The organism is Streptomyces sp. WAC 04229, assembly GCF_003947455.1.
In the GTDB taxonomy this organism is placed as follows: Bacteria; Actinomycetota; Actinomycetes; order Streptomycetales; family Streptomycetaceae; genus Streptomyces.
Genome location: NZ_QHJH01000074.1, coordinates 1 through 25,456 on the forward strand (window position 1 = coordinate 1; position 25,456 = coordinate 25,456).

23 protein-coding genes and 1 pseudogene are annotated in these 25,456 nt (G+C 71.1%); 10 read left to right on the forward strand and 14 right to left on the reverse strand.

Annotated features, from left to right (window positions below; all coding sequences use genetic code 11):
* A pseudogene (locus DMH12_RS20410) lies at nucleotides 1-317 on the forward strand (helix-turn-helix domain-containing protein); the annotation flags it as partial.
* A gap of 47 nt (nucleotides 318-364) precedes the next feature.
* On the forward strand, nucleotides 365-970 hold the full coding sequence (locus DMH12_RS20415; protein WP_125492965.1) for a Uma2 family endonuclease: 606 nt from the start codon (nucleotides 365-367) through the stop codon (nucleotides 968-970).
* 74 nt (nucleotides 971-1,044) lie between these two features.
* Here DMH12_RS20415 and aspS read toward each other — a convergent pair whose 3' ends face one another.
* Nucleotides 1,045-2,808, reverse strand: a complete 1,764-nt coding sequence (aspS, locus tag DMH12_RS20420) for an aspartate--tRNA ligase (protein WP_125492966.1) — start codon at nucleotides 2,806-2,808, stop codon at nucleotides 1,045-1,047.
* 161 nt (nucleotides 2,809-2,969) lie between these two features.
* On the opposite strand from aspS, the gene DMH12_RS20425 reads away from it, so the two are divergent.
* Nucleotides 2,970-5,120: a SpoIIE family protein phosphatase gene (locus DMH12_RS20425; RefSeq protein ID WP_125492967.1), complete on the forward strand. Its 2,151-nt coding sequence runs from the start codon at nucleotides 2,970-2,972 to the stop codon at nucleotides 5,118-5,120.
* On the opposite strand, the gene DMH12_RS20430 is transcribed toward DMH12_RS20425, so the two are convergent.
* The 6 genes from DMH12_RS20430 to DMH12_RS20455 all read right to left on the reverse strand — a co-directional run bounded on the left by DMH12_RS20430 (nucleotide 5,066) and on the right by DMH12_RS20455 (nucleotide 11,196).
* The gene (locus tag DMH12_RS20430) at nucleotides 5,066-6,136 is read right to left on the reverse strand and encodes an AI-2E family transporter (protein WP_125492968.1); all 1,071 of its coding nucleotides are present in this window, start codon (nucleotides 6,134-6,136) and stop codon (nucleotides 5,066-5,068) included. The two genes, DMH12_RS20425 and DMH12_RS20430, sit on opposite strands and share 55 nt — an antisense overlap.
* Nucleotides 6,137-6,218: 82 nt before the next feature.
* Complete coding sequence (locus DMH12_RS20435) at nucleotides 6,219-7,694, reverse strand: glycosyltransferase family 39 protein (protein ID WP_125492969.1); 1,476 nt, start codon at nucleotides 7,692-7,694, stop codon at nucleotides 6,219-6,221.
* On the reverse strand, nucleotides 7,691-8,371 hold the full coding sequence (locus DMH12_RS20440) for an ABC transporter ATP-binding protein (RefSeq protein WP_125492970.1): 681 nt from the start codon (nucleotides 8,369-8,371) through the stop codon (nucleotides 7,691-7,693). Before DMH12_RS20440 ends, DMH12_RS20435 begins: the two co-directional genes overlap by 4 nt.
* Nucleotides 8,372-8,414: 43 nt before the next feature.
* Nucleotides 8,415-10,532 carry a bacteriocin-associated integral membrane family protein gene (locus tag DMH12_RS20445; RefSeq protein ID WP_125492971.1) on the reverse strand — a complete coding sequence of 706 codons (2,118 nt, stop codon included), beginning with the start codon at nucleotides 10,530-10,532 and terminating at the stop codon, nucleotides 8,415-8,417.
* 53 nt (nucleotides 10,533-10,585) lie between these two features.
* Nucleotides 10,586-10,879: a lactococcin 972 family bacteriocin gene (locus tag DMH12_RS20450; RefSeq protein WP_185832434.1), complete on the reverse strand. Its 294-nt coding sequence runs from the start codon at nucleotides 10,877-10,879 to the stop codon at nucleotides 10,586-10,588.
* A gap of 83 nt (nucleotides 10,880-10,962) precedes the next feature.
* Complete coding sequence (locus DMH12_RS20455) at nucleotides 10,963-11,196, reverse strand: hypothetical protein (RefSeq protein ID WP_382813360.1); 234 nt, start codon at nucleotides 11,194-11,196, stop codon at nucleotides 10,963-10,965.
* Nucleotides 11,197-11,520: 324 nt separating this feature from the next.
* Between DMH12_RS20455 and DMH12_RS20460 the strand changes: the two genes are divergently transcribed.
* Complete coding sequence (locus tag DMH12_RS20460) at nucleotides 11,521-11,955, forward strand: ankyrin repeat domain-containing protein (RefSeq protein WP_125492973.1); 435 nt, start codon at nucleotides 11,521-11,523, stop codon at nucleotides 11,953-11,955.
* Between the two features lie 45 nt (nucleotides 11,956-12,000).
* Here DMH12_RS20460 and DMH12_RS20465 read toward each other — a convergent pair whose 3' ends face one another.
* The gene (locus DMH12_RS20465; protein WP_125492974.1) at nucleotides 12,001-12,972 is read right to left on the reverse strand and encodes a pirin family protein; all 972 of its coding nucleotides are present in this window, start codon (nucleotides 12,970-12,972) and stop codon (nucleotides 12,001-12,003) included.
* 115 nt (nucleotides 12,973-13,087) lie between these two features.
* Nucleotides 13,088-13,558 carry an SseB family protein gene (locus DMH12_RS20470; protein ID WP_064728881.1) on the reverse strand — a complete coding sequence of 157 codons (471 nt, stop codon included), beginning with the start codon at nucleotides 13,556-13,558 and terminating at the stop codon, nucleotides 13,088-13,090.
* Between the two features lie 173 nt (nucleotides 13,559-13,731).
* Here DMH12_RS20470 and DMH12_RS20475 point away from each other — a divergent pair, with 173 nt between their 5' ends.
* From DMH12_RS20475 to DMH12_RS20490, 4 genes are all read left to right on the forward strand, one after another.
* Nucleotides 13,732-15,558, forward strand: a complete 1,827-nt coding sequence (locus DMH12_RS20475) for an acyl-CoA dehydrogenase (RefSeq protein WP_125492975.1) — start codon at nucleotides 13,732-13,734, stop codon at nucleotides 15,556-15,558.
* Between the two features lie 141 nt (nucleotides 15,559-15,699).
* Complete coding sequence (locus DMH12_RS20480) at nucleotides 15,700-16,998, forward strand: M18 family aminopeptidase (protein ID WP_125492976.1); 1,299 nt, start codon at nucleotides 15,700-15,702, stop codon at nucleotides 16,996-16,998.
* Nucleotides 16,999-17,114: 116 nt separating this feature from the next.
* Nucleotides 17,115-17,363: a DUF6458 family protein gene (locus DMH12_RS20485; RefSeq protein ID WP_064731862.1), complete on the forward strand. Its 249-nt coding sequence runs from the start codon at nucleotides 17,115-17,117 to the stop codon at nucleotides 17,361-17,363.
* An 85-nt stretch (nucleotides 17,364-17,448) separates the two neighbouring features.
* On the forward strand, nucleotides 17,449-17,958 hold the full coding sequence (locus DMH12_RS20490; protein ID WP_122616630.1) for an LURP-one-related/scramblase family protein: 510 nt from the start codon (nucleotides 17,449-17,451) through the stop codon (nucleotides 17,956-17,958).
* 31 nt (nucleotides 17,959-17,989) lie between these two features.
* Here DMH12_RS20490 and DMH12_RS20495 read toward each other — a convergent pair whose 3' ends face one another.
* The gene (locus DMH12_RS20495; protein WP_125492977.1) at nucleotides 17,990-18,787 is read right to left on the reverse strand and encodes a carbon-nitrogen family hydrolase; all 798 of its coding nucleotides are present in this window, start codon (nucleotides 18,785-18,787) and stop codon (nucleotides 17,990-17,992) included.
* Nucleotides 18,788-18,969: 182 nt separating this feature from the next.
* Here DMH12_RS20495 and DMH12_RS20500 point away from each other — a divergent pair, with 182 nt between their 5' ends.
* A complete protein-coding gene (locus DMH12_RS20500; RefSeq protein ID WP_125492978.1) occupies nucleotides 18,970-19,794 on the forward strand; it encodes a maleylpyruvate isomerase family mycothiol-dependent enzyme in 825 nt (274 codons plus the stop codon).
* Between the two features lie 98 nt (nucleotides 19,795-19,892).
* On the opposite strand, the gene DMH12_RS20505 is transcribed toward DMH12_RS20500, so the two are convergent.
* Together DMH12_RS20505 and DMH12_RS20510 are read right to left on the reverse strand one after the other, a co-directional pair.
* On the reverse strand, nucleotides 19,893-21,203 hold the full coding sequence (locus DMH12_RS20505) for a nitrate/nitrite transporter (protein WP_125492979.1): 1,311 nt from the start codon (nucleotides 21,201-21,203) through the stop codon (nucleotides 19,893-19,895).
* Nucleotides 21,200-21,850 (reverse strand): GntR family transcriptional regulator, encoded by a 651-nt coding sequence (locus DMH12_RS20510; RefSeq protein ID WP_125492980.1) that lies wholly within the window; start codon nucleotides 21,848-21,850, stop codon nucleotides 21,200-21,202. The genes DMH12_RS20505 and DMH12_RS20510 overlap by 4 nt, the downstream gene beginning before the upstream one ends.
* Nucleotides 21,851-22,055: 205 nt before the next feature.
* Between DMH12_RS20510 and DMH12_RS20515 the strand changes: the two genes are divergently transcribed.
* On the forward strand, nucleotides 22,056-22,994 hold the full coding sequence (locus DMH12_RS20515; protein ID WP_185832435.1) for a D-alanyl-D-alanine carboxypeptidase family protein: 939 nt from the start codon (nucleotides 22,056-22,058) through the stop codon (nucleotides 22,992-22,994).
* 52 nt (nucleotides 22,995-23,046) lie between these two features.
* Here DMH12_RS20515 and DMH12_RS20520 read toward each other — a convergent pair whose 3' ends face one another.
* Nucleotides 23,047-24,456 carry a dihydrolipoamide acetyltransferase family protein gene (locus DMH12_RS20520; protein ID WP_125492988.1) on the reverse strand — a complete coding sequence of 470 codons (1,410 nt, stop codon included), beginning with the start codon at nucleotides 24,454-24,456 and terminating at the stop codon, nucleotides 23,047-23,049.
* A gap of 19 nt (nucleotides 24,457-24,475) precedes the next feature.
* Nucleotides 24,476-25,456, reverse strand: coding sequence for an alpha-ketoacid dehydrogenase subunit beta (locus DMH12_RS20525; RefSeq protein WP_125492981.1), 981 nt, complete (start codon nucleotides 25,454-25,456; stop codon nucleotides 24,476-24,478).

Below are 25,456 nucleotides of genomic sequence, written 5' to 3' on the forward strand. Positions count from 1 at the left end.
CCGCCACGGACGCCGAACACCTGGCCCCGGGCGTCGCCGCCTGGCTCGAACGTGAGGTCACCCCGACCGCCGTACGCCACGCCCTGACCGCGAACCTGCCGGACGAGCCCCTGATCCGCCCGGCCGCCCTCCTCGCCCACCGCCTGACCGCCCAGTTGCCACCCCTACCGCCGTTCAGGCCACCGGCCTCACTGTCTCCCGGGCCCCGCCACCCCCTCCAGACCTGCGACGCCTGCGACCGCGCCTTCCGGGCGCCCGAGCCGGGCAGGTGCCGCGACTGCCGATCCGAGGTGCCCCCCGGAGGCCGCCTAGCATGAGAGCGACGATCCTTGCCCCTGGGCACAGACGACGAGGAGCGAGCGCCATGACCATCGCCCCGGACGACGCACGGCAGGGTGCATCCCACCTGTACCGGGTCATGCGCGACTTCGTGGAGTCCACGGACGGCACGCTCCCCGGCAAGTTCGAGATCACCAAAGAAGGAATCGTCCTCGACATGATGTCGCCCGTGCGGCCACACGAGCTCACCGCGCTCCGGCTCCGCAAACGCCTGGAGAAGGTCATGCCCGAGGAGATCGTGGCGCACACCGGCGAGCCCGACGTCGAGATGGAGCCGGAGGGGATCCTGCGCCGCCCCGACATCATGGTCATCGCCGAGGCGGACATGGAGGGAGAGGGGCCGTTCGACCCGCGTACGATCATCGCCGCCGTCGAGATCGTCTCCCGCTCCAACCCGGACAACGACTGGGTCACCAAGCTGCGCGACTACCCACTGCTCGGCATCCCGGTCTACGCGATCTTCGACCCGCGCACCGCGACCGGCGCCGTGCTCAGCGACATCCACGCCACTCCCGGCGGCCCCCGCTACGCCACCCGCAAGGATTTCGTCTACGGCGAGGACGTCACCGTCGCCGAGTGGACCGTCTCGACCCACGACCTGCCGGTCTACCGCGACGAGGGCCAGACGTGACAACCCAGTGACGACACCGAAGGGCCCGGCACCGTCGCACGGTTCCGGGCCCTTCGTCACGAGGCTGCCGCGGGCTACTTCGGCTGCGGCTTCCGCACCGAAAGGTGCAGCTCCCTCAGCCGGGACTCGTCCAGCTCCGTCGGGGCGCCCATCATCAGGTCCTGGGCGTTGCCGTTGAGCGGGAAGGCGATGGTCTCGCGGATGTTGGGCTCGTCGGCCAGCAGCATCACGATGCGGTCCACGCCCGGGGCGATGCCACCGTGCGGCGGGGCGCCGAAGCGCAGCGCGCGCAGCATGCCCGCGAACTCCCGCTCGACGGTCTCGGCGTCGTAGCCCGCGATCTCGAAGGCCTTGATCATGATGTCCGGCTCGTGGTTCCGGATGGCGCCGGAGGACAGCTCGACGCCGTTGCAGACGATGTCGTACTGCCAGGCCAGGATGTCCAGCGGGTCCTGGTTCTCCAGCGCGTCCATGCCGCCCTGCGGCATCGAGAAGGGGTTGTGGGAGAAGTCGATCTTCCCCGTCTCCTCGTCCTTCTCGTACATCGGGAAGTCGACGATCCAGCAGAACCGGAAGACGTTCTCCTCGAAGTGCCCGGCGCGCTTGGCGGCCTCGACCCGCACCGCGCCCATGATCTTGGAGACCTCGTCGAACTCGCCCGCGCCGAAGAACACCGCGTGCCCGGCGGCCAGCGAGAGGCGCTTGGTCAGCTCGGCGACGTTCGCCTCGGTGAGGAACTTGGCGATCGGGCCGGTCAGCGAGCCGTCCTCGGCGACGCGGACCCAGGCCAGGCCCTTGGCGCCCTGCTCCACCGCGTAGTCGCCGAGCTGGTCGAAGAACTTGCGCGGCTGGCCGGAGACGTCCGGCACCGGCAGCGCGCGGACGTGCTTGCCGGCGAAGGCCTTGAACTCCGAGCCCTCGAAGACGTCGGTGATGTCGACCAGCTCCAGCTGGGCCCGCAGGTCCGGCTTGTCGGAGCCGTACTTCAGCATCGCCTCGCGGAACGGGATGCGCGGGAACGGCGAGGTCACGTGTCGGCCCTTGCCGAACTCCTCGAACAGCTCCGTCATCAGCTGCTCGATCGGACGGAAGACGTCCTCCTGCTCGACGAAGCTCATCTCGACGTCGAGCTGGTAGAACTCGCCCGGCGAGCGGTCCGCGCGGGCGTCCTCGTCACGGAAGCAGGGCGCGATCTGGAAGTACCGGTCGAAGCCGGAGATCATCAGCAGCTGCTTGAACTGCTGCGGGGCCTGGGGCAGCGCGTAGAAGCGGCCCGCGTGGAGGCGGGAGGGGACGACGAAGTCGCGGGCGCCCTCGGGGGAGGTCGCGGTGAGGATCGGCGTCGCCATCTCGTTGAAGCCGAGGGCCACCATCTTGCTGCGGATCGAGGAGATGACCGACGTACGCAGCATGATGTTGCGGTGCATGCGCTCGCGGCGCAGGTCGAGGAAGCGGTACTCCAGCCGCCGCTCCTCGTTGACCCCGTCCTCGGTGTTGATCGTGAAGGGCAGCGGCTGGGCGGCGCCGAGCAGCTCGACCTCGCCCACCTCGACCTCGACCTCGCCGGTGGGCAGGTCGGGGTTGATGTTGTCGGCACCGCGGGAGACGACCTTGCCGTCGACCCGAACGGTCGATTCCTTGGTCAGCTTGTCCAGCGCCGCGTACGCCTCGGTGCCCGGACGGGCGACGAGCTGCGTGATGCCGTGGTGATCGCGCAGATCGATGAAGAGGATGCCGCCCAGGTCGCGCCGATTGTGCAGCCAGCCACTCAGTCGGACGTCGGTACCGACGTCAGAGGAGCGGAGCTCGCCGCAGGTGTGGGACCTGTACCGATGCATCGTCGTTCATCCAGCCTTCGCGGATCGGGGATGGTGTTTCGCGTTTCACGTGAAACAACCCCAGCGTACCGGGCACCCAAGGCTGCCCTCCTCCCCTTTGCCCGCCGGGCCCCCGCCGCGAGCGGTGGCAGCCTGCGAACACCTCTTCCTACAGTGGGCCCATGCGCACTGGTGAGCCCCTGCCCGACGTGGGGGACGTCCTGGCCGCCCTGGCGACCGGTCTGTGGCACTGGGACACCGCCACGGGTGAGGTCACGGTGGACGCGGAGGCCGCCCGCCTGCTGGGGCTGCCCGCGGAACGGGCGTGCCTCACCGAGGCACAGGTACGGGCCCGGCTGCATCCGGTCGACTGGAACGAGATCACCGGCGTGGTCCAGCTCGCCGTCGAGGAAGGCACCCTCGCCGAGGTCCGGATCCGGATCATGGACGAGCGGGGCCATGTCCTCCGCGTGGTCCGCAGCCGCTCCAAGCCCTCGTTCGACCCCCGGCGGAAGGCGTACGAGCTGACCGGCACCCTCCAGGAGGTGACCGAGCCCACCCCGGGCACCCCCGCCGGGCGCAGCGCGGTCACCGGCGACTGGCGCCGCTCGCGCGAGGCCTTCCTGCTGGACGCGGGCCGGGCCCTGGCCGAGGCGCGCTCCACGGAGGAGGTGCTGCGGGTCGCCGCGGCCCTGTCGATGCCGGGGTTCTCGCCGGACGGCCTCGCGGTCTTCGGGGTCTCCGGCGACCGCCTGACCGTCATCGGCCACCACGGGCAGCCCGAGAACGAGGTCAACCCGTTCGTGGACATGTCCCTGGACACCGACTACCCGGCCGCCGAGGTGGCCCGCACGGGACGGGCCGTCTACCTCTCCTCCCCCCAGCAGTACCGGTCCCGCTACCCCATGACCTGGCCGCTCGCCGAGCGCTTCGGCCGCCGTTCCTGGGCCTACCTGCCGCTGACCGTGGCCGGCCGCACCATGGGCGCCTGGCTGGCGGCCTTCGCGTACCCGGTCACGTTCACGCCGGACGAGCGGTCCGTGCTGACCACCGTGGCACGGATGCTGGCCCAGGCCCTGTCCCGGGCGGGCGCCGCCGAGACCCAGCGGGAGCTGACCGACGGGGTCCAGCGCTCCATGCTGCCCGTGCTGGGCCCGGAGATCCCCGGCATGGACATCGCCGCCCGCTACGTCCCCACCGGCGGCGGACTCCAGGTCGGCGGCGACTGGTACGACATGATCCCCCTGCCCGGCGAGCGCTTCGCCATCGTCATCGGCGACGTCCAGGGGCACGATGTGAGGGCGGCCGCGCTGATGGGCCAGCTTCGCATCGCGCTGCGCGCCTACGCCTCCGAGGGACACCGCCCGGACGCGGTGCTCTCCCGCGCCTCGCACTTCTTCCACGGTCTGACCCAGTCCGGCCAGGACCCCGGCGACCTGCGCTTCGCGACCTGCTACTACGCCGAGGTCGACCCCGCGACGGGCACCGTGGAGAGCGCCCGCGCCGGGCATCTGGATCCGGTGGTGCGCATGGCGGACGGGACGGCGCTGATCCTCGCCACGGCGGGCGGACTCCCCCTCGGCATCGACCCGGACACCGACTACCCGACCACCCGGCTCGCGCTGGAGCCCGGGGACACCCTGATGCTGTGCACGGACGGCCTGGTCGAGACCGGCGGCCACGACCTCCAGACCGGCTGGCACCGCCTGCGCGTGATCCTGGAGGACCACGAGGGCGGCCTGGAGGACCTCGCCGACGCCCTGGTCCAGGCCGTGCACGGCCCGTCCTCGCACCACACCACCGGTCCGCTGGCCGACCGGCGGGAGGACGACATCGCCCTGCTGCTGCTGTGCCGGCAGGGCGAGGGCTGCGGCTGCGGCGACAGCACCGTGGCCCGGCCGACGGTGCGCCGCACCATGCTCTCGGTCGCGCAGGCCGAGCCCGCCCGGATCGCCACCGCCCGGCAGCACCTGCGCGACCTGCTGCACGACTGGCCCGACGACGACCAGCGGGACGCCGCGGTGCTCCTGCTCTCCGAGATGCTGACCAACGTCCTGGTGCACACCGACACCGACGCCCTCCTGGTCGCCGAGGTCGCCGGAGAGCCCGGCGAACGGCGGATCCGGGTGGAGGTCACGGACAACGGCGACGACCTGCCGCACAAGCGGCGGCCGGGTGAGATGGCGTCCTCGGGCCGCGGGCTGATGCTGATCGAGCTGCTCGCCGACGCCTGGGGCGTCGCCCCGCGCGGCAAGGGCAAGAGCATCTGGTACGAGGTCTACGAGTCCGCGGCCCCGGAGGACGGGCCCGCCGACGGCTCGGCGGCGGCGTAGCGCTTCTGCAGCTCGTGCACGATCCCGAACGCCGCCGCGGTCAGCGGTACGGCGAGGAGCATCCCGAGGATGCCGGCCACCGACGCCCCCGCGGTCAGCGCCAGCAGCACGACCGCCGGGTGCATCTGCACCGTCCGGCTCTGGATCATCGGCTGGAGGACGTGCCCTTCGAGGACCTGCACGGCCAGGACCACCCCGAGGGCCCAGAGCGCGATGACGAACCCCCGGTCCGCCAGCGCGACCAGCACGGCGACGGTGCCGGAGATGAACGCCCCCAGGTAGGGGATGTAGGCGCCGACGAAGACCAGCGCGCCGAGCCCCACCGCCCCCGGGACGCGCAGGATCAGCAGCCCGACGGTGATGCAGAGCGCGTCGATGAGGGCGATGAGGGTGGTGCCGCGCATGAAGCCCTCGACGGCCCCGAAGGCACGCCGGCCCATCGCCTCGACGGTGTCGGCGGCGCCGCGCGGGGCGAGGGCGCGCACGGTGCCGACGGCCCGGTCGGAGTCGCGCAGGAAGAAGAAGACCAGCAGCAGGGCGAGCACCGCCATGGCCAGCATCTCGCCGACGACGCTGAGCCCGGTGACCACGCCGGAGGCGGCCGTCCCGCCGAACTTGCCCAGCAGGTCGCGTGCGTTGGACGCCAGGTCGTCCAGCGAGGTCCCGGCCGCCCCGAAGTGGTCGGCGATGCCCCGGGCCGCGTCCCGGACGGAGGCGACGATCTGGTCACCGGTCTCGATGAGCGCGGAGACGACGATGTACATCGCGCCGCCGACCACGGCGACGACGGCGACGCAGGTCAGCCCGGCCGCCAGCGAGCGCTGCACGTGCGCCTTGACCAGCCGCCGGTGGAGCGGTCTGAGCAGCGCGGTGCCGAGCAGCGCGAGCAGCGCCGGCGTCACCGCGGTGCGCAGCTCGACGCAGAGCCGGATCGCGACGTAGGCGACACCGCAGGCGAGCAGGATGACGGCGCACCAGGCGGCGAGCCGACGGACCGGGCCGGGAAGCAGCTGCACGTCCCCAGCCGATCACGCCCCGGGCGGGCTGTCCTGCGCGGACGGCCCGCCCGGGTGACACGGCGTCAGGGCCGGCCGTCCCTCAGGCCGCGGCGCCCGCCGGCCGGAGCCGCTCGTACACGGTCAGACGCCGTCCGCGGACCTGCTCGTCCCGCACCACGGTGAAGTACTCCTCCAGCACCGCGGTCTTCGCCTTGTCCCGCTCCGCCGACAGCGGACGGGCCGCGCCGGGCGCGTCGGTGATCAACAGGATGCGCCGCTGCGCCAGCATCGCGGACCGTATGCGGGCCGGGTCGGTCTCCTCGCCCTTCAACGTCCGGGACTCCACCGGCGTCTCCCGCAGCGCGACGTCCCGCAGTCCCGCGAAGGCGTCGGGGGAGACAAGCGCGGTGTCGCGGCGGGCCGCCGGTATGAAGACCACCGCGTCGCCGGGCCGCTTCACCCTGCGTACGTCCGCCGCCGCCGCGAGGACGTCGTCGACCCGGCTGGCCGGGGACCGCTTGGCCAGCGCCTGCGGCAGCAGCGCGACCACGGCGGCGGTGACCACCACGGGCACGAGCCACGACGACGCCCTGGGGAACCGCGACCCGAGGGCCGCGGCGGCGGCGCTCAGGCCCGCCCCGATCAGCAGGGCCAGACCGAGCATGCTGAACAGGACGTAGCGGTCCAGGAACAGGGGGCGGACCAGGGAGAGCGCGGCCAGGGCGAGGTGCGGCACCGCCAGCAGCGGCAGTCCGACGGCCGCCACCGACAGCCGTCCCGCCCTCGGCCGGCTCAGCAGGGCGCAGAGAGCGCCGATCGCCAGCAGGACGGCGGGGCCGATCATCATGTGCCAGGTCAGCGGCGGTATCCAGGAGACCTGGCCGGACTGCCGCCGGCTGAAGAGGATCAACGGCAGCACACCGGCCACGGCGACCGCCGAGGCCGCCGCCCAGCGTCTGAGGAAGGCGGGCGTCGCCCGCGCCCACACCAGCGTCGCCGCGTGCGCGGGCAGGATCAGCAGCGACAGCCAGTTCAGCAGCCCGCACACCAGGAGCGCGGCGGCGTAGGCCGCCCAGTGCGGTGTTCGGCCGCGCCCCTGGAGCAGGGTCACCAGCAGCAGCGTCGAGAGGCCCGCTCCGGCCGTGATCAGCGCGTACGGGCGGCCCTCCTGCAGGTAGAACTGCACGGCCGGGACCAGCCCCAGCGCCAGCCCGCCGACCAGGCCCGCCCGGGCTCCGGCCAGCCGCCGCCCGATGACGGTCACACAGGCGGCCGCCACCGCCATGGCCAGCACGGAGGGCAGCCGCAGGGTCGTCGTGCCGGGGCCGAAGCAGGTGAAGAGGCCGTGCATCAGCAGGTAGTAGAGGCCGTGCACGACGTCGACCCGGCCCAGCATGTGGCCTATGTCGGCGGCCGACCGAAGGGCCACCTGCCAGGTCGCGGCCTCGTCCCGCCACACGCTGTCCTGCCGGGAGAGCCCCCACAGCCCGAGGGCTAGGGTCCACACGACCGGGACCGACCAGAGCGGCGGGCGCCGCCGGAGGAAGGCGACGGCGGCGGCTTTCCAGGGATTCATGAAGCAGTGGACCGTTCGACGCCCCGAAGGTGCTGGAGCGCGTTCTCGTGGACGGCGAAGACGGAGTCGCACCGGTCACGGACACGGTCGTCGTGCGTGGCGATGACCACGGCGCATCCCGCGTCGCTCATGTCGCGGAGTACGTCGGTGACGACGTCGGCGTTGGCCTGGTCGAGGGCGCCGGTCGGCTCGTCGGCCAGCACCAGGGAGGGTTCCTTGACGATGAGCCGGGCGAGCGCGACCCGCTGCTGTTCCCCGCCGCTGAGCCGGTGGACCTTCTCCTGCTCCCGGCCCGCCAGGCCGACGCGGTCCAGGGCGCCCGCCACGCTCACGCCGGTGTGGTCCCGCCGGCCCCGCCGCCTCGTGCGCGCGACCTCCAGGTTGTCGGCGACGGTGGCGTTGTCGATCAGGGCGTAGTTCTGGAAGAGGTAGCCGAGGACGTCGCGGCGGAAGCGCCGGGCCTCCTGCCTGCCGAAGCGGGTGATGTCGACGCCGTCGTGGAGTATTGCGCCCACGGTCGGCCGGTCGAGGAGGCCGAGGCAGTTGAGGAGGGTCGACTTGCCCGATCCGCTGGGGCCGGCGAGGGCCAGCATGCGGCCGCGGTCGATGTCGACGGTGACGTCGGACCACAGGGTGCGGCTGCCGAAGGTCTTCGCCAGTTTCACGATCTCGATCACAAAGGTGCTCCTGCCGGGTGGGGGGTTCTCGTCCGCGAGAGGCTCATGAGTCGGCCGCCCCCTCCTTGACGACGCGGCGGTGGAAGACGGCGAGCGCGACGAGCACGGCGCACACCTGGACGGCGACGAGACCGGCGATGGCGGCCAGGTCCGACGTGGTCGTCTCGACCGCCGGGAACGGAGCGGGGATGCCGCGGTCGGTGAACTCCGCCAGCTCCTGGTTCTGCCGCCAGGCCTGCACGGGGACCCAGCAGGCGAGGAACACGGCTAGAATCCCCTCCGAGGCGAGGACGAGCCGGTGGTTCGCCGTGAATCTCCAGCCGCTGACGTGCCGGGCGAAGACGGTCTGGGCGCGCCTGCGCGCGTGGATCATGCAGACACCGACGCCGGTGATGACCAGGACGGCGACCGCCGCGGCGAGATTGAAGAGCTGCAGCCTGAAATCGTGCACCGCGTCCCGCAGTTTCAGCGCGGCGCTCTGTCCGACCGGACGCACGGAGGTGACGTAGGTCCCCAGTCCGCTCGGGTCCGCCGTGATCGCGCCCAGGGCGTCCTCCGGGTCGGGGAAGACGATGCCTTCCTGACTGGCGAAGGCGGTGTAGGTGTCGTCGGAGAGGACCGGGGAGCCGTTGGGCACCACGACGAGGACCGGGTCGCGCACCAGGGACCGGTCGTCGTCCGGACGGTGGGCCGTGTTGGGGCTCAGAGCGCCGGAGTTGTAGCCGAACAGGCGCTGACCGTCCTTCGCCCGCAGCGACGTCACCTCGAGCCCGCGGCGGACCTCGGGTGCGAGCCGCCCGAACATGTCGGGGAGTCCGGCGCGGATGTCCGCGGTGTGGCCGGCGAGGGAGTCGGGGACGATGAGCCGCACGGCGTGGGCGTTCGGGCCCTTCCCGTCCGGGGTCCGTGCGGAGTACCGGCGGTCGGCCGGGTCGAGGACCGGCTGCCGGGCGAGGAAGGACTCGTTGACGACGAGCATCTCGCCCGGTGGGAGACGGACTGCGGAGGAGGCGTCCCGGAGGTCCCGGCGCCCGGCGACGACGATCTCGCCCGCGGTGTCGGACCGTCGCAGCCACCCGCCGACCTGGGCGATGACCTTCCTCTGCTCACCCACCAGGCTGCCGTTGAGGCGGATGGTGACGGCGTCGCCCGCCCGGGCGTAAACGCTCCGGGTGTCCTGCCGCGCCAAGACGTGCTGCCCGGCCAGGGCCACGTCCATGGCGACGGCGAGAGCGAGGAGCAACGCCGGGACACGCACCAGATAGGTGGCGACGAGCGCCGCCCGCCCCGGCAGTTCGCCCTTGAGGGCGCGGGGCAGCGCCACCTTGGAGATCAGGACGAGCGCGGCCGCGTGGGTGGCCAGGACCAGGAGAACCAGCGGTCCGGCCAGGGCGACGGCCACCGAAGCGAACAGCCCGAGCCAGGCGAGACCGTTGTAGTAGCCGAGGAAGGCGAGTGTCACGGCCGCCACCGCGCAGACGGCGGCCGCCCAGAACCCAGCCAACTGCCGGAGGTCACGCGCGAGGACGTCCCACAGGGAATGGCCCTGGAGGCGCAGCACCCCGTACGCCTTGGCGCTCAGCAGTACGCTCGCGCCGGTCGTCGCCGCCGCGGCGAGAGCCACGACCCAGAAGGTCCAGAAGAGGTCGTCGCCCGAGAAGAACAGGGCCAGTTCACCGGCCGCGAGCGGGTGCTGCACGCTCGCGCGCAGTCCGAGCCCGCCGAACTCGGCCACCAGCGCGTCGGCGGCCCCGGGCGGCCCGAACACGTAGTAGAAGCCCCGCGGATCCCGCTGCCCGATCTCGGCGAGGGGATGCACGCGCGTCTCGACGTGGGCGCTGAAGCCCGGGTATGCGTCACGCAGCCAGGAAGCGGCGTCGGAACGCGGGGCGCCCGAGGCCATGTAAAGGTGCCGAATTCCGTCGGGATTCCGGACGTCGGGGGCCTCGCGAGCCACCGCGACCTCGTTTTCTTCCGAGAACGCGGCGATCTCGCGGGCCACCCGGGCACCGCTCACGGAATCGTCGGACTCGAACACCCAGACCTGGGCCGAATTTCCCAGTACCAGTTGTTCGTCCAGTCCCCGCACGAAGAGAAAGGCCATCATCGCGGAGGTGGCCAGCACGGCGGCATGGACGTATTTGATACCTCGGTGCAGCATCGGTCACCTGGGTCCGGGTATTCGATCAGCGAGCGGTGGCGTACGGCGGAATGTCAGCAGGACGCGTCGTAATGGGCGCTGTTGGGATGGATGCTCGACTTCTCCACCGAGGCCTTGGACCACTTCTTGTTGGCCGTGCAGCCGCTGTACGCCCAGCTCCTTCCGTGAACGGAGGAAGCGTGGTAATTGACGCTGTGGTAGAAGTTCGAGTAGGCGTAGTTCGCGCCCACGTCGTAGCTCCACCGGCCGCCACTGACGTCGACCGACTTGGCCAGCGCGGGAGTGGCGACGGCCATGACGATGGCACCGGCGGCGGCTGCGGCCTTGAGGCCGTTCCTCATACGCATGTGTGACTCACTTTCGTTCTTGCCTGCTGAAACGGGCATGGGTGTGCCCTGACGGGCGGAAGAAGAGACCGGCCGGCCTCGGGTCAGAGCTGCTTGACCGACTTCTGGGTGCAGTGCTTGGCGCGATAGCCGCGGGGCATCTGGTCGTTGGCGTTCTTCTTGGCCGCCTTCTTGGCGTCCGACGCCGTCTTTCCGGTGCCGTGCCCCTGCACGAACCCATGCGCGGTGTCATCCGAAATGCGCTTCTTGGTGCACTGGAAGTGCGCCGTCCAGCCCCGAGCCGCTTCGGCGGGAGCGGCGACGCTCAGTGGAATCACGACCGCCATGGCAGTGGTGAGGAGTGGGCCGATGACAAGCATTTTGCGCACGAGCGCTGATCCCCCTTGAATGTGTGGGGGCACACCGAATCCCGCCTTGGCCGAAGGCCAATGCGGGATGTGAGTCTTGCTCTCGCCCCCGTGAAAGCCACTCGTCCCCGGTGGTCGGCCGGGCGAGTGGACGTGCCAGAAGTTACGCGGCGGGGACTGAGTTTATCCAGTCAATACGGCGTGACCATGATCACTGCACATTGATGGAACGCGGAGGGCAGACACCCGCTCCGGATGGCTCGCGTCACTTCCTCTCCGCTAACCTCCCCACCCATGAAGCAGCGGCAGCAGAAGAAACTTTCCCGCCACCTCTTCGAAGCGATACTGCTGGGGGACGCCGCTCGTGTGCGGACGGTGCTGCGGGCCGGCGCCGACCCCGAGCGGGGCGACGGCGAGGGCACGCTCCCCCTGTACGAGGCGGCGGTGAGCGGCAGGACCGAGATCGTGCGGCTGCTGCTGGAGGCGGGCGCCTCTCCCGACGCCGAGAGCAGCGGAGTCGGCGCGGAGGGCACCCCGTTGTGCGCGGCGGCGTGCTGGGGGCACGCGGAAACCGTGCGGGAACTGTTGGCGCACGGCGCCGATCCGGGGCTCCGGGAGGACCACGGAGCGGGCCGCTCTCCCCTGGACTGGGCGAACGACGGCCCCCACCCGGAGACCGCCGCGCTCCTGATCGCGGCGGGGGCGGCGGCCGGCACGGAATCCGTGTAGCCACCGCCCCCGCCGGGCGCCGTCGGCGCCGGAGGGCCTGCAGACCTACAGACCGTCCTCGGTCATCCCGTGCACCGCCGGGACCGTCCCGAGCCGGCCCTTCTGGAAGTCCTCGAAGGCCTGCTGGAGCTCGTCGCGCGTGTTCATCACGAACGGCCCGTAGTGCGCCATCGGCTCCCGGATCGGCCGGCCGCCGAGCAGCACGACCTCCAGGTCCGGCGTGTGCGCGTCCTGCTTCTCGTCCGCGCGTACGGTCAGCGAGCCGCCGGCCCCGAAGACGGCGGTCTGCCCGAGGTGCACCGGCCGCCGCTCGGCGCCCACGGAGCCGCGCCCCGCGAGCACGTAGGCCAGGCCGTTGAACTCCTCCCGCCAGGGCAGGGTGACCTCGGCGCCCGGCGCCAGCGTGGCGTGGACCATGGTGATCGGCGTGTGCGTGATCCCGGGGCCCTCGTGACCGTCCAGCTCACCGGCGATGACGCGGAGCAGCGCGCCGCCGTCGGGGGAGGTGAGCAGCTGGACGCTGCCGCTGCGGATGTCCTGGTACCTCGGGGCCATCATCTTGTCCCGGGCCGGCAGGTTCACCCACAGCTGGAGGCCGTGGAAGAGGCCGCCGGACATCACCAGCTGCTCCGGCGGCGCCTCGATGTGCAGCAGTCCGGAGCCCGCCGTCATCCACTGGGTGTCGCCGTTGGTGATGGTGCCGCCACCGCCCTGGCTGTCCTGGTGGTCGAAGATCCCGTCGATGATGTAGGTGACGGTCTCGAAGCCGCGGTGCGGGTGCCAGGGCGTGCCCTTGGGCTCGCCGGGCGCGTACTCCACCTCGCCCATCTGGTCCATCATGATGAACGGGTCGAGATGGCGGTAGTTGATCCCGGCGAACGCGCGGCGCACCGGGAAGCCCTCCCCCTCGAAACCGCTGGGAGCGGTCGTGACGGTCAGTACGGGGCGTGCGACGGCGTCGGCGGACGCGGATACACGGGGCAGCGTCAACGGGTTCTCGACGGTCACTGCGGGCATGTCGGTACCTCCTCGGGTACGCCCACTTTAGTTGAGCGTTGAACTTCTTGCCACTCCAAACCGCGAAAGCCCGGAGGGCATTCCCTCCGGGCTCGCTCAGCGGTGCCGACGGCGCCTAGCCATACATGCGGCGCATCGCGAAATCGACCATCTGTTCGACGGCCTTCGCGTCGAAGACCATCCGGTGCTCGCCCTCCATGTCCAGGACGAACCCGTAGCCGGTGGGCAGCAGGTCGATCACCTCGGCCCCGGTGATCACGAAGTACTTGGACTCCTTGCCCGCGTAGCGCCGCAACTCCTTGAGGCCGGTGAACATCGGGATCACCGGCTGCTGGGTGTTGTGCAGCGCGAGGAACCCGGGGTTGTCGCCGCGCGGGCAGTAGACCTTCGAGGTGGCGAAGATCTGCTGGAAGTCCTCGGCGGACATCTGGCCGGTGGTGAAGGCGCGCACCGCGTCCGCGAGCGAGGGCGGGGACGGCTCGGGGTACAGCGGCGGCTGCTGCCCGTATCCGCCGCCCATGGGCTGCTGCGGCGGCGGGGCGTACTGCTGCTGCTGAGGACCCGCGGTCTGGTCGTAGCCGTACATGCCGCACAGAGTAACGAGTAACGAGTCACAGATGGCCCGCTCGGGGTTGCTTCTTATTACCGACGGGTAGCATCATCGGTAGCGAGGCTGAGCTACTGCTTGGTACGCGCAGTCGGTATGTGTACAGATGCGAGGATCCAGTGCCTCGCCGATCTCTCAACGGAGCCGTCGCCATGGGGCACTACAAGCCGAATCTCCGGGACATCGAGTTCAACCTCTTCGAGGTGCTCGGCCGTGACAAGGTTTACGGCACCGGCCCGTTCGCGGAGATGGACACCGACACCGCCAAGAGCGTCCTGGAGGAGCTGACCCGCCTCTCGGAGAACGAGCTGGCCGAGTCCTTCGCCGACGCCGACCGCAACCCGCCGGTCTTCGACCCGGAGACCAACACCGCGCCGGTCCCGGCGTCCTTCAAGAAGAGCTACCAGGCCTTCATGGACTCCGAGTACTGGCGTCTGGGCCTGCCCGAGGAGATCGGCGGCACCACCGCGCCGCGCTCCCTGATCTGGGCCTACGCGGAGCTGATCCTCGGCGCCAACCCGGCCGTGTGGATGTACTCCTCCGGCCCGGCGTTCGCCGGCATCCTCTTCGAGGAAGGCAACGAGGTCCAGAAGCACATCGCCTCGTTCGCCGTCGAGAAGCAGTGGGGCTCCACCATGGTGCTCACCGAGCCGGACGCCGGCTCGGACGTCGGCGCCGGCCGCACCAAGGCAGTCCAGCAGGAGGACGGCTCCTGGCACATCGAGGGCGTGAAGCGCTTCATCACGTCCGGCGAGCACGACATGTCGGAGAACATCCTCCACTACGTCCTCGCCCGCCCCGAGGGCGCCGGCCCCGGCACCAAGGGCCTCTCCCTCTTCCTCGTCCCGAAGTACGAGTTCGACTTCGAGACCGGCGAACTGGGCGCGCGCAACGGCGTCTACGCCACCAACGTCGAGCACAAGATGGGCCTGAAGGCCTCCAACACCTGCGAGATGACCTTCGGCGACCGCCACCCCGCCAAGGGCTGGCTGATCGGCGACAAGCACGACGGCATCCGCCAGATGTTCCGGATCATCGAGTTCGCCCGCATGATGGTCGGCACGAAGGCGATCTCCACCCTGTCGACGGGCTACCTGAACGCGCTGGAGTACGCCAAGGAGCGCGTCCAGGGCCCCGACCTGGCCAACTTCATGGACAAGTCGGCCCCCAAGGTCACCGTCACCCACCACCCGGACGTCCGCCGCTCCCTCATGACCCAGAAGGCGTACGCCGAGGGCATGCGCGCGCTGGTGATGTACACCGCGTCCGTGCAGGACGAGATCCAGGTCAAGGAGGCGAACGGCGAGGACGCCTCGACCGAGCACGCCCTCAACGACCTGCTCCTGCCGATCGTCAAGGGCTACGGCTCGGAGAAGGCCTACGAGCAGCTCGCCCAGTCGCTCCAGACCTTCGGCGGCTCCGGGTTCCTCCAGGAGTACCCGATCGAGCAGTACATCCGCGACGCCAAGATCGACACCCTGTACGAGGGCACCACGGCGATCCAGGGCCAGGACTACTTCTTCCGGAAGATCGTCCGCAACCAGGGCGCCGCGCTGAACTCGCTCGCCGAGGACATCAAGAAGTTCCTGGCGCTGGCCACCGGCGGCGAGGAGCTGTCCGGCGCCCGCGAGCACCTGGCCAAGGCGGCCGTCGAGCTGGAGGCCATCGTCGGCCTGATGCTCACCGACCTCGCGGCCACCGAGCAGGACGTCAAGAACATCTACAAGGTCGGGCTGAACACCACCCGCCTGCTGCTCGCCTCCGGCGACGTGGTCGTCGGTTACCTGCTCCTCAAGGGCGCCGCGGTGGCCGCCGAGAAGCTGCCGACCGCCTCCGCCCGGGACAAGGCCTTCTACACCGGCAAGATCGCCGCCGCGAAGTTCTTCGCCGCGAACGTCCTGCCCGGCCTGACCCTGGCCCGCAAGGTCGCCCAGGGTGTCGAGCTGGACCTGATGGAGCTGGACGAGGCCGCGTTCTAGGCCCTTCCGGCTCAGGGGCCCGCGCCTCCCCGGTCCGATCGGTACCGGGGAGTCCGGTCTCCACACTCCCCACACACCCTCACGAGGGCCCGCTCCCGGCAGACCGGGAGCGGGCCCTCGTACGTCGTTAAGGTGAACCCCATGAGCGCACCGTCCCGCTTCGACCGCGGCCACACCGACGACCTGATGTCCTTCCTGGCGGCCAGCCCGACGCCGTACCACGCGGTGGCCACCGCCGCCGAGCGGCTGGAGAAGGCCGGATTCCGGCAGGTCGCCGAGACGGACGCGTGGGAGGGGGCCTCCGGCGGCAGGTACGTGCTGCGCGGCGGGGCGCTCGTGGCCTGGTACGTGCCGGAGGGCGCCGAGCCGCACACCCCCTTCCGCATCGTCGGCGCGCACACCGACTCCCCCAACCTGCGCGTCAAGCCGCGCCCGGACAGCGGGGCGCACGGCTGGCGCCAGGTCGCCGTGGAGGTCTACGGCGGCCCCCTGATGAACTCCTGGCTCGACCGCGACCTGGGCCTGGCGGGCCGGCTCTCGCTGCGCGACGGCTCCACCCGGCTGGTCAACATCGACCGCCCGCTGCTGCGCGTTCCGCAGCTCGCCATCCACATGGACCGCAACGTGTCCGCGGACGGCCTCAAGCTCGACAAGCAGCGCCACCTCCAGCCCGTCTGGGGCCTCGGCGACTCCGTCCGCGACGGCGACCTGATCGCCTTCCTGGAGGAGGAGACGGGCCTGAGCCGCGGGGACGTCACCGGCTGGGACCTGATGACCCACTCCGTGGAGGCCCCCGCCTACCTGGGCCGCGACCACGAGCTGGTGGCCGGGCCGCGCATGGACAACCTCCTGTCGGTGCACGCCGGAACGGCCGCGCTGATCGCGGCCGCCGCCCCGGGGGCCGACCTCTCCCGCATCCCCGTACTCGCCGCCTTCGACCACGAGGAGACCGGCTCCCAGTCGGACACGGGCGCCGACGGCCCGCTGCTCGGCAGCGTCCTGGAGCGCTCGGTGTTCGCGCGCGGCGGCTCGTACGAGGACCGGGCGCGCGCCTTCGCCGGCACCGTCTGCCTGTCCTCCGACACGGGCCACGCCGTCCACCCCAACTACGCGGAGCGGCACGACCCGACGCACCACCCGCGCGTCAACGGCGGCCCCCTGCTCAAGGTGAACGTCAACAACCGCTACGCCACCGACGGTTCGGGCCGCGCCGTCTTCGCCGCCGCCTGCGAGAGGGCGGACGTCCCCTTCCAGACCTTCGTCTCCAACAACTCCATGCCGTGCGGCACCACCATCGGCCCGATCACCGCGGCGCGGCACGGCATCAGCACCGTGGACATCGGCGTGGCGATCCTTTCGATGCACAGCGCCCGGGAGTTGTGCGGCGCCGACGACCCGCACCTGCTGGCCAACGCGCTGGTGGCATTCCTCCGCTCGTAGACCGCGGGAACGAGGAACGGCGTTCCACGGCATGCGGGTTGACACCCGGGGTACCCGAACGGAACCGGATCGACCGGAAACCCGGATCCGACCGGCTCTACAGGGAGGCGACACTCATGGGCCTCGGCGGGTGCATCATCCTCATCGCCGTGGGAGCCATCCTCACGTTCGCGACCGACTGGGACATGCAGGGCGTCAACCTCGACCTGGTCGGGGTCATCTTCATGGTGGTCGGCCTGATCGGTGTCGCGACGTTCAGCAGCATCGCCCGGCGCAGGCGCGTCATGGTGCCGCCGACGACCCAGGTCGTCGAGGACCGCTCCCACCAGCCGCGTGACGGCTACAGCAACGGCTACGGCGCCTGACCGGCCGCACACCGCACGCGGGCGCACTCATCCTGTCGGCCTACCGGCCGCGTTCCGCGGCGCCCGGCGGGGAAGCGGTCCGGACATGAGATTCCTCGTGTACGACCGGCTCCTCGGCATCGGTGACGACTACTGGATCGAGGACGACTCCGGCAACAAGGTGTACCTCGTCGACGGCAAGGCGATGCGGCTGCGGGACACCTGGGAGCTGAAGGACGCCCAGGGACGCGTGCTCATCGACATCCACCAGAAGATGCTCGCCCTGCGCGACACCATGGTGATCGAGCGGGCCGGCGAACCTCTGGCGCGGATCAAGCGGAAACGTCTCTCCCTGCTGCGCAACCACTACCGCGTCGCCCTGGCCGACGGAACCGAGCTGGACGTCAGCGGCAAGATCCTCGACCGGGAGTTCGCCGTCGAGTACGACGGCGAACTGCTGGCCGTCATCTCCCGCCGCCTACTGACCCTCCGGGACACCTACGGCGTGGACGTCGTACGCGACGACGCCGACCCGGCGCTGCTGATCGCGCTGACCGTGTGCGTGATCCACCTGGCGGAGAAGGAACGGGAGAAGGACGACGGCGAGGACGACTGAGCCGGCGGGCCGGCCGGTGGCGGGGCGGCGGCTACCGCGGGTGCGGGGCCGCCAGCCCCAGCACGCGGTCCTTCAGGGCCGGGAACTGCTCCCGGGTCGTCGCCACCTTCGCCGGGTCGAACTCCACCGTGAGGACCTCCTCGCCGGCCCCGGCCTCGGCCAGCACCTCGCCCCAGGGGTCGACCACGATCGAGTGACCGGCCTGCGGAACTCCGGCGTGCGTCCCGGCCGTTCCGCAGGCGAGGACGAACGCCTGGTTCTCCACCGCCCGTGCCTGGGCGAGGAGCGTCCAGTGGGCCCGGCGGCGCTCCGGCCAGCCCGCCGGGATCACGAGCGTCTCGGCCCCGGCGTCGACGAGCGAGCGGAAGAGTTCGGGGAAGCGCAGGTCGTAGCAGGTCGCCAGCCCGAGGGCGGTCTCCGGCAGACGGACCGTCACCGGCTCGCGCCCCGCACCCATCAGCACGGCCTCGCCCTTGTCGAAGCCGAAGCGGTGGATCTTGCGGTAGGAGGCGGCCAGGTCGCCGGAGGGGGAGAAGACGAGCGAGGTGTTGTAGAGGACTCCGTCCGGGGCGCGCTCGGGGACCGAACCCGCGTGCAGCCACACGCCCGTGTCGCTCGCCGCCTTGGCCATCGCCTCGTGCGTGGGGCCGGTCAGCGGCTCGGCCCACGCCTCGAAGTCGTCGAAGGCGAAGGCCCCGGTGGTCCACAGCTCCGGCAGCACCACGAGATCGGCTCCCGCCTGCTCCCGTACCAGAGCCGCCGCGCGCACTCGACGCGCTTCGGGCGTTTCGTCCTCATTCACGGCGATTTGAATCAAAGAGGCGCGCACACTACCACCGTCCTGGCGTTCGAGCCGTCCACACGGGCCTACGATCGTCACACGAAAGCACTGCCGGGGTGCCGCACAGCAGCGTAACTTAGCGTGCTAAGACGCCCGCCGACCGCAGCCACCGCCCACTGGCACCGCCGCCACCGCCCGCCCGTGTACCGACCGCCGAGGGGTCCCGTTCCGTGAGTCTGCATCCCACCCTCCAGCCCTACGCCGACGCCTGGACTCACTCCATCGAGGCGATATCCGAGCTGGTCCAGCCGCTTGTGGAAGCAGAGTGGAACCGCCGTACCCCCTGCCCGGGCTGGTCGGTGCGGGACGTCGTCTCCCACGTCCTGGGCCTGGACTCCGAGATGCTCGGCGACCCCCGCCCCATCCACACCCTGCCGCGCGACCTCTTCCACGTCACCAACGACCACCAGCGCTACACGGAGATGCAGGTCGACGTCCGCCGCCACCACACGGCCCCCGAGATGACCTCCGAGCTGGAGTACATGATCATCCGGCGCAACCGCCAGCTGCGGAACGAGTCGCGGGACCCGGGTACGAAGGTGCGCGGCCCGCTCTCCACCGAGCTGACCCTGGAGGAGGCGATGCGCCGGCACGCCTTCGACGTGTGGGCGCACGAGCAGGACCTGCGCACCGCCCTCGGCCGCCCCGGCAACCTCGACTCCCCGGGCGCGCACGTCGCCCGTGACGTACTGCTCGACGAACTGCCGGCCGTCGTCGCCGAACGCGCGGACGCGCCGCGCAGCTCCGCCGTCGTCTTCGACGTGCACGGCCCGGTCGAGTTCCTGCGCACCATCCGCGTCGACATCCAGGGCCGCGGCACCCTGGAGACGGCGCCCGCGCTCGGCCCCGCGGCGACGCTGACCATGGACTGGGAGACGTACTTCCGCCTGGCCTGCGGCCGCGTGAGCCTCCAGGCGTCGGCGGACCGCATCAAGACGGAGGGCGACCCGGGCCTGACGGACGCGATCCTGCGCCACTTCACGGTGACACAGTAGGTTTCCAGCCCGTCCGGCGTTTGAGGACGAGGCCGTTCAGGCCGAAGCGGGGGTCTGGGGGCGGCAGCCCCCAGCCGGCCCGCACCCACACCGGGTGCCTACGCGGGAACGTGCACCGTCTCCACCCGGCTGGCGACCAACCGCTCGCTCTCCCTCCGAGCCGCCCGCCTCCGCAGCCGCAGGATCTGCGTGATCCCGAGCGCCTGCAACACGAACACGGAAGAGAACGCGACGGCGTAGTCGTCCCCCGTCGCATCCAGCAGCACCCCCACCGCGAACAACGTGGTCATCGACGCCACGAAGCCCCCCATGTTCGTGATCCCGGACGCCGTGCCCTGCCGCTCCGGGGGATTCGCCGGCCGCGCGAAGTCGAAGCCGATCATCGACGCCGGCCCGCACGCCCCGAGCACGGTGCAGAGCACGACCAGCAGCCACATCGGCGCGTGGTCGGCCGGGTAGGCCAGCGTCGCCGCCCACAGGACCGACGTCGCGCCCACCGTGCCGAGCGCCAGCGGCAGCCGCGCCGCGTGGTGCCGGGCGATGATCTGGCCGTAGACCAGGCCGACGGTCATGTTGGACAGCACGACGAGGGTGAGCAGCGTGCCGGCCGTGGCCTGGGACAGCCCCTGCGCCTCGACCAGGAACGGCATGCCCCACAGCAGCAGGAAGACCATCGCCGGGAACTGGGTGGTGAAGTGCACCCACAGCCCCAGCCGCGTCCCCGGCTCCCGCCAGGACAGCGCGATCTGCCGCCTTACGTACGCGGCCCCCTGATGCGGCATCGGCTCCGGCTCGTGTCCCTCGGGGTGGTCCTTCAGGAAGAGCAGCAGCAGGACGAAGACCACCACACCGGCGAGCGCGCTGCCCGCGAACGCGGCCGTCCAGCCGACGCCGTGCAGCAGCCGGGCGAGGACGAGGGTGGAGACCAGGTTGCCCGCCATGCCGACGAGACCGGCGAGCTGGGCGACCATCGGCCCCCGGCGGGCGGGGAACCAGCGGGTGCCCAGCCGCAGCACGCTGATGAAGGTCATCGCGTCGCCGCAGCCCAGCAGCGCCCGCGAGGCGAGCGCCATCCCGTACGACGGTGAGAAGGCGAAGCCGAGCTGCCCGGCCGTGAAGAGCACCACGCCGATTCCCAGCACCCGCTTGGTGCCGAGCCGGTCGACCAGCAGGCCGACGGGTATCTGCATGCCCGCGTAGACCAGCAGCTGGAGGATGGAGAAGGTGGACAGCGCCGAGGCGTTGACGTGGAAGCGGTCGGCGGCGTCGAGACCGGCGACCCCCAGCGACGTACGGAAGATGACGGCGACGAAGTAGACGGCGACGCCGATGCCCCAGACGGCCATCGCGCGCCGGCCGCCCGGCGGATCGCCGGGCAGGCCGCGCCCGGCCGAGGTGGCCGTGCTCATCGGACCTCCCCCCGCGCCAGGTTCGAGAACCAGCCCACGTGGCGGCCGACGACGCCGACCGCCGCCTCCGCGTCCCCCGCACGCAGCGCGTCGAGGATCTCCTCGTGCTCGGCGAGGGTCTTGGCGATCCGGTCGGGATGCGAGTGCATGACGGCCACGCCCATGCGCAGCTGGCGGTCGCGGAGCTGGTCGTAGAGGCGGGAGAGGATCTCGTTGCCGCCGCTGCGGACGATCTCGGCGTGGAAGCAGCGGTCGGTGACGGAGGCGGCGACGAAGTCCCCGGCGGCGGCCTGCTCCTTCTGCCGGGCGAGCAGTTCCTCCAGCCGTTCGACGAGTCCGGGCGGTGCGGGTACGGCCTTCCTGGCCGCGTGCTCCTCGACCAGCAGCCGGGTTTCCACCACGTCCGCGATCTCCTGGGCGGACACGGGCAGGACCAGCGCGCCCTTCTTCGGGTAGAGCCGGATCAGGCCCTCGGCCTCCAGCCGGAGCAGGGCCTCGCGCACCGGCGTGCGGGAGACGCCCACGGCCTCCGCCAGCTCGCCCTCGGTGAGCAGCGTCCCGCCCTCGTAGCGGCGCTCCAGGACGCCCTGTTTGACGTGGGTGTAGACGCGGTCCGCCGCGGGGGGCTGCTTCACTGCCGTGCTCATGCCGACAGGATAGATACAACAGGGACGCAAGACGGGTCCGGTCCACCATGCGGACGCCCGGTCACCCATCAGGAGGAGCCCTCGCCCCACCCCTGCCGCAGGGCAACCTTCCGTGCTATTCACGAGTCGCACAGTCGCGGCCCCACCGCACTGACCACAACACGGCCGCGTCTCTGGGGAATTCACCACAATCGGGGTATTTGACTTGATAAACAGCATTCTGGGCAGCCGCTCCCGCAGAGCCGCCGCCGTCACGCTGACCGGCGGCGTCGTCCTCGCGACCGGCGTCCTCGCCTCCGCCCCCGCCCAGGCCGCCGAGCGCGGGTGGAAGACCAACGGCGTACGCGCCGCCGCCCCGGCGCCGTCGATCGCCGCCAAGGGCGGCTTCGTGATGAACGACGCGAACGGCGCCTCGCTCTACACCAAGGCCGCCGACACCAAGCGCTCCACCGGCTCCACGACCAAGATCATGACTGCCAAGGTCGTGCTCGCGCAGCCGAAGCTGAACCTGGACGCCAAGGTCACGATCCAGATGGCGTACAGCGACTACATCGTGTCGAAGAACGCCTCCTCCGCCCGTCTGATCGTCGGCGACAAGGTGACGGTCCGGCAGCTGCTCTACGGGCTGATGCTGCCGTCCGGCTGCGACGCGGCGTACGCGCTGGCCGACAAGTTCGGCTCGGGCAGCACGCGGGCGGCCCGGGTGAAGTCGTTCATCGGCAAGATGAACTCCACCGCCAAGAGCCTCGGCCTGAAGAACACGCACTTCGACTCGTTCGACGGCATCGGCAACGGCAAGAACTACTCCACGCCGCGCGACCTGACGAAGCTCGCGAGCAACGCGATGAAGAGCTCGACCTTCCGCACGATCGTCAAGACCAAGAAGTACACGGCGAAGACGGTCACCAAGACGGGCGGCACCCGCACCATGGCGGCCTGGACCAACACCAACACACTGCTGAGCAGTTACAGCGGCGCGATCGGGGTGAAGACGGGCTCGGGCCCGGAGGCCAAGTACTGCCTGGTCTTCGCGGCGACCCGGAAGGGCAAGACCGTCGTCGGCACGGTGCTGGCGTCCACGTCGTCCAACCAGCGCGCGGCCGACGCCACCAAGCTCATGAACTACGGCTTCGGCAAGCTCTGACCGGACCGGGCCGCGCGTCCCGGACGGGGACGCGCGGCCCGGTTCGTCCCGGCTACGCCCAGCTGATCAACCGCTTCGGCTGCTCCAGGACCGCCGCCACGTCGGCGAGGACCTTGGAGCCCAGTTCGCCGTCGACCAGGCGGTGGTCGAAGCTCAGGGCCAGGGTCGTCACCTGACGCGGCTTCACCTTGCCCTTGTGCACCCACGGCTGGAGCTTGATCGCGCCGACCGCGAGGATCGCGGACTCGCCGGGGTTGAGGATCGGCGTGCCGGTGTCCACGCCGAAGACGCCGACGTTGGTGATGGTCACCGTGCCGCCCTGCATGGCGCCGGGGCTGGTCCTGCCCTCCCGCGCCGTCGACACCAGCTCGCCCAGGGACCCCGCCAGCTGCGGCAGCGTCTGGGCGTGGGCGTCCTTGATGTTCGGGACGATCAGGCCCCGCGGGGTCGCGGCGGCGATGCCCAGGTTGACGTAGTGCTTGACCACGATCTCCTGCGCCGCCTCGTCCCAGGAGGCGTTGACGTCCGGGTTGCGCTTGATCGCGACCAGCAGGGCCTTGGCGATCAGGAGGAGCGGGTTCACGCGCAGGCCCGTGTACTCCTTGTCCTGCTTCAGCTCCTCGACCAGCTTCATCGTGCGCGTCACGTCGACCGTCACGAACTCGGTGACGTGCGGCGCGGTGAACGCCGAACCGACCATCGCCGCCGCCGTCGCCTTGCGGACACCCTTGACCGGGATCCGGGTCTCGCGTGCGGTGTCGTGCGACGCCGGCGCCACCGGTGCCGGGGCAGCCGCCGCGGGGGCCGCCTGCGGCTCCGGCCGGGCCGGCGCGACGGCCGCGTGCACGTCCTCGCGGGTGATGATGCCGTCCGGGCCGGAGGGCACCACGGTCGCCAGGTCGACACCGAGGTCCTTGGCCAGCTTGCGCACCGGCGGCTTGGCCAGCGGGCGCTCGCCGGGGACCGGCGCGGCGGCCGGCGCGTGGCCGTTCCCATGGCCGTTCATCTCGGCCTGGATCGCGGCCGCCGCCGGGGCCTGCCGGTCGTCCGGGGTCTGCCCGACCTTGCGCGGGCGCCGACGGGTCGCGGAGGTGGACACCCCGTACCCCACCAGGACCGGCTGGCGGCCCTCCGGCTTCTTCTCCTCGGCCTCGGCCGGCGCCTCCTCGGCGGCCGGGGCCGCCTCCTGTACGGGGGCCTCGGCCGCCGCGCCGCCCACGGCGACCGCGATGATCGACGTGCCCACGTCGACGGTGGTGCCCTCGGGGAAGTGCAGCTCGCGGACCACACCGTCGTAGGGGATGGGCAGCTCGACGGCGGCCTTGGCCGTCTCGACCTCGCACACCACCTGCCCGTCGGTGACCGTGTCACCGGGCTGGACGTACCACTTGAGGATCTCGGCCTCGGTGAGCCCCTCACCCACGTCGGGCATCTTGAACTCACGCACGGAGCTGTCCGTCATCGTCGTCACGCTCCCCTCCTCAGTACGCCAGCGAGCGGTCGACGGCATCCAGCACCCGGTCCAGGTCGGGCAGGTACTCCTCCTCCAGACGCGCCGGCGGGTACGGGGCGTGGTAGCCGCCGACCCGGAGCACCGGGGCCTCCAGGTGGTAGAAGCAGCGCTCCGTGATCCGGGCCGCGATCTCCGCGCCCGAGCCCAGGAACACCGGTGCCTCGTGGACCACGACCAGGCGGCGGGTCTTCTCCACCGACGCCTGGATCGTGTCGAAGTCGATCGGGGAGATGGACCGCAGGTCCACCACCTCCAGCGACCTGCCCTCCTCGGCCGCCGCGTCGGCGACCTCCTGGCAGAGCTTCACCATCGGGCCGTACGCGGCCAGCGTGAGGTCGCCGCCCTCGCGCACCACACGCGCGGTGTGCAGCGGGCCCGGGATGGCCTCGCGGTTGACCTCGGCCTTGTCCCAGTAGCGCCGCTTGGGCTCGAAGTAGATCACCGGGTCGTCGCTCTGGATGGCCTGCTGCATCATCCAGTAGGCGTCCGCCGAATTCGACGGGGAGACCACCTTCAGGCCCGCCACGTGCGCGAACAGCGCCTCGGGGGACTCGGAGTGGTGCTCGACCGCGCCGATGCCGCCGCCGTAGGGGATGCGGATGACGATCGGCATCTTGACCTTGCCCAGCGAGCGGGCGTGCATCTTGGCCAGCTGGGTGACGATCTGGTCGTAGGCCGGGAAGACGAATCCGTCGAACTGGATCTCCACCACCGGCCGGTAGCCGCGCAGGGCCAGGCCGATGGCGGTGCCGACGATGCCGGACTCGGCCAGCGGGGTGTCGATGACCCGGTCCTCGCCGAAGTCCTTCTGGAGGCCGTCGGTCACCCGGAAGACACCGCCGAGCTTGCCGACGTCCTCGCCCATGATCAGGACCTTGGGGTCCGAGTCCAGTGCGCGGCGCAGCGACTCGTTGATCGCCTTGGCCAGCGCCATCTTTTCCGCTGCCAT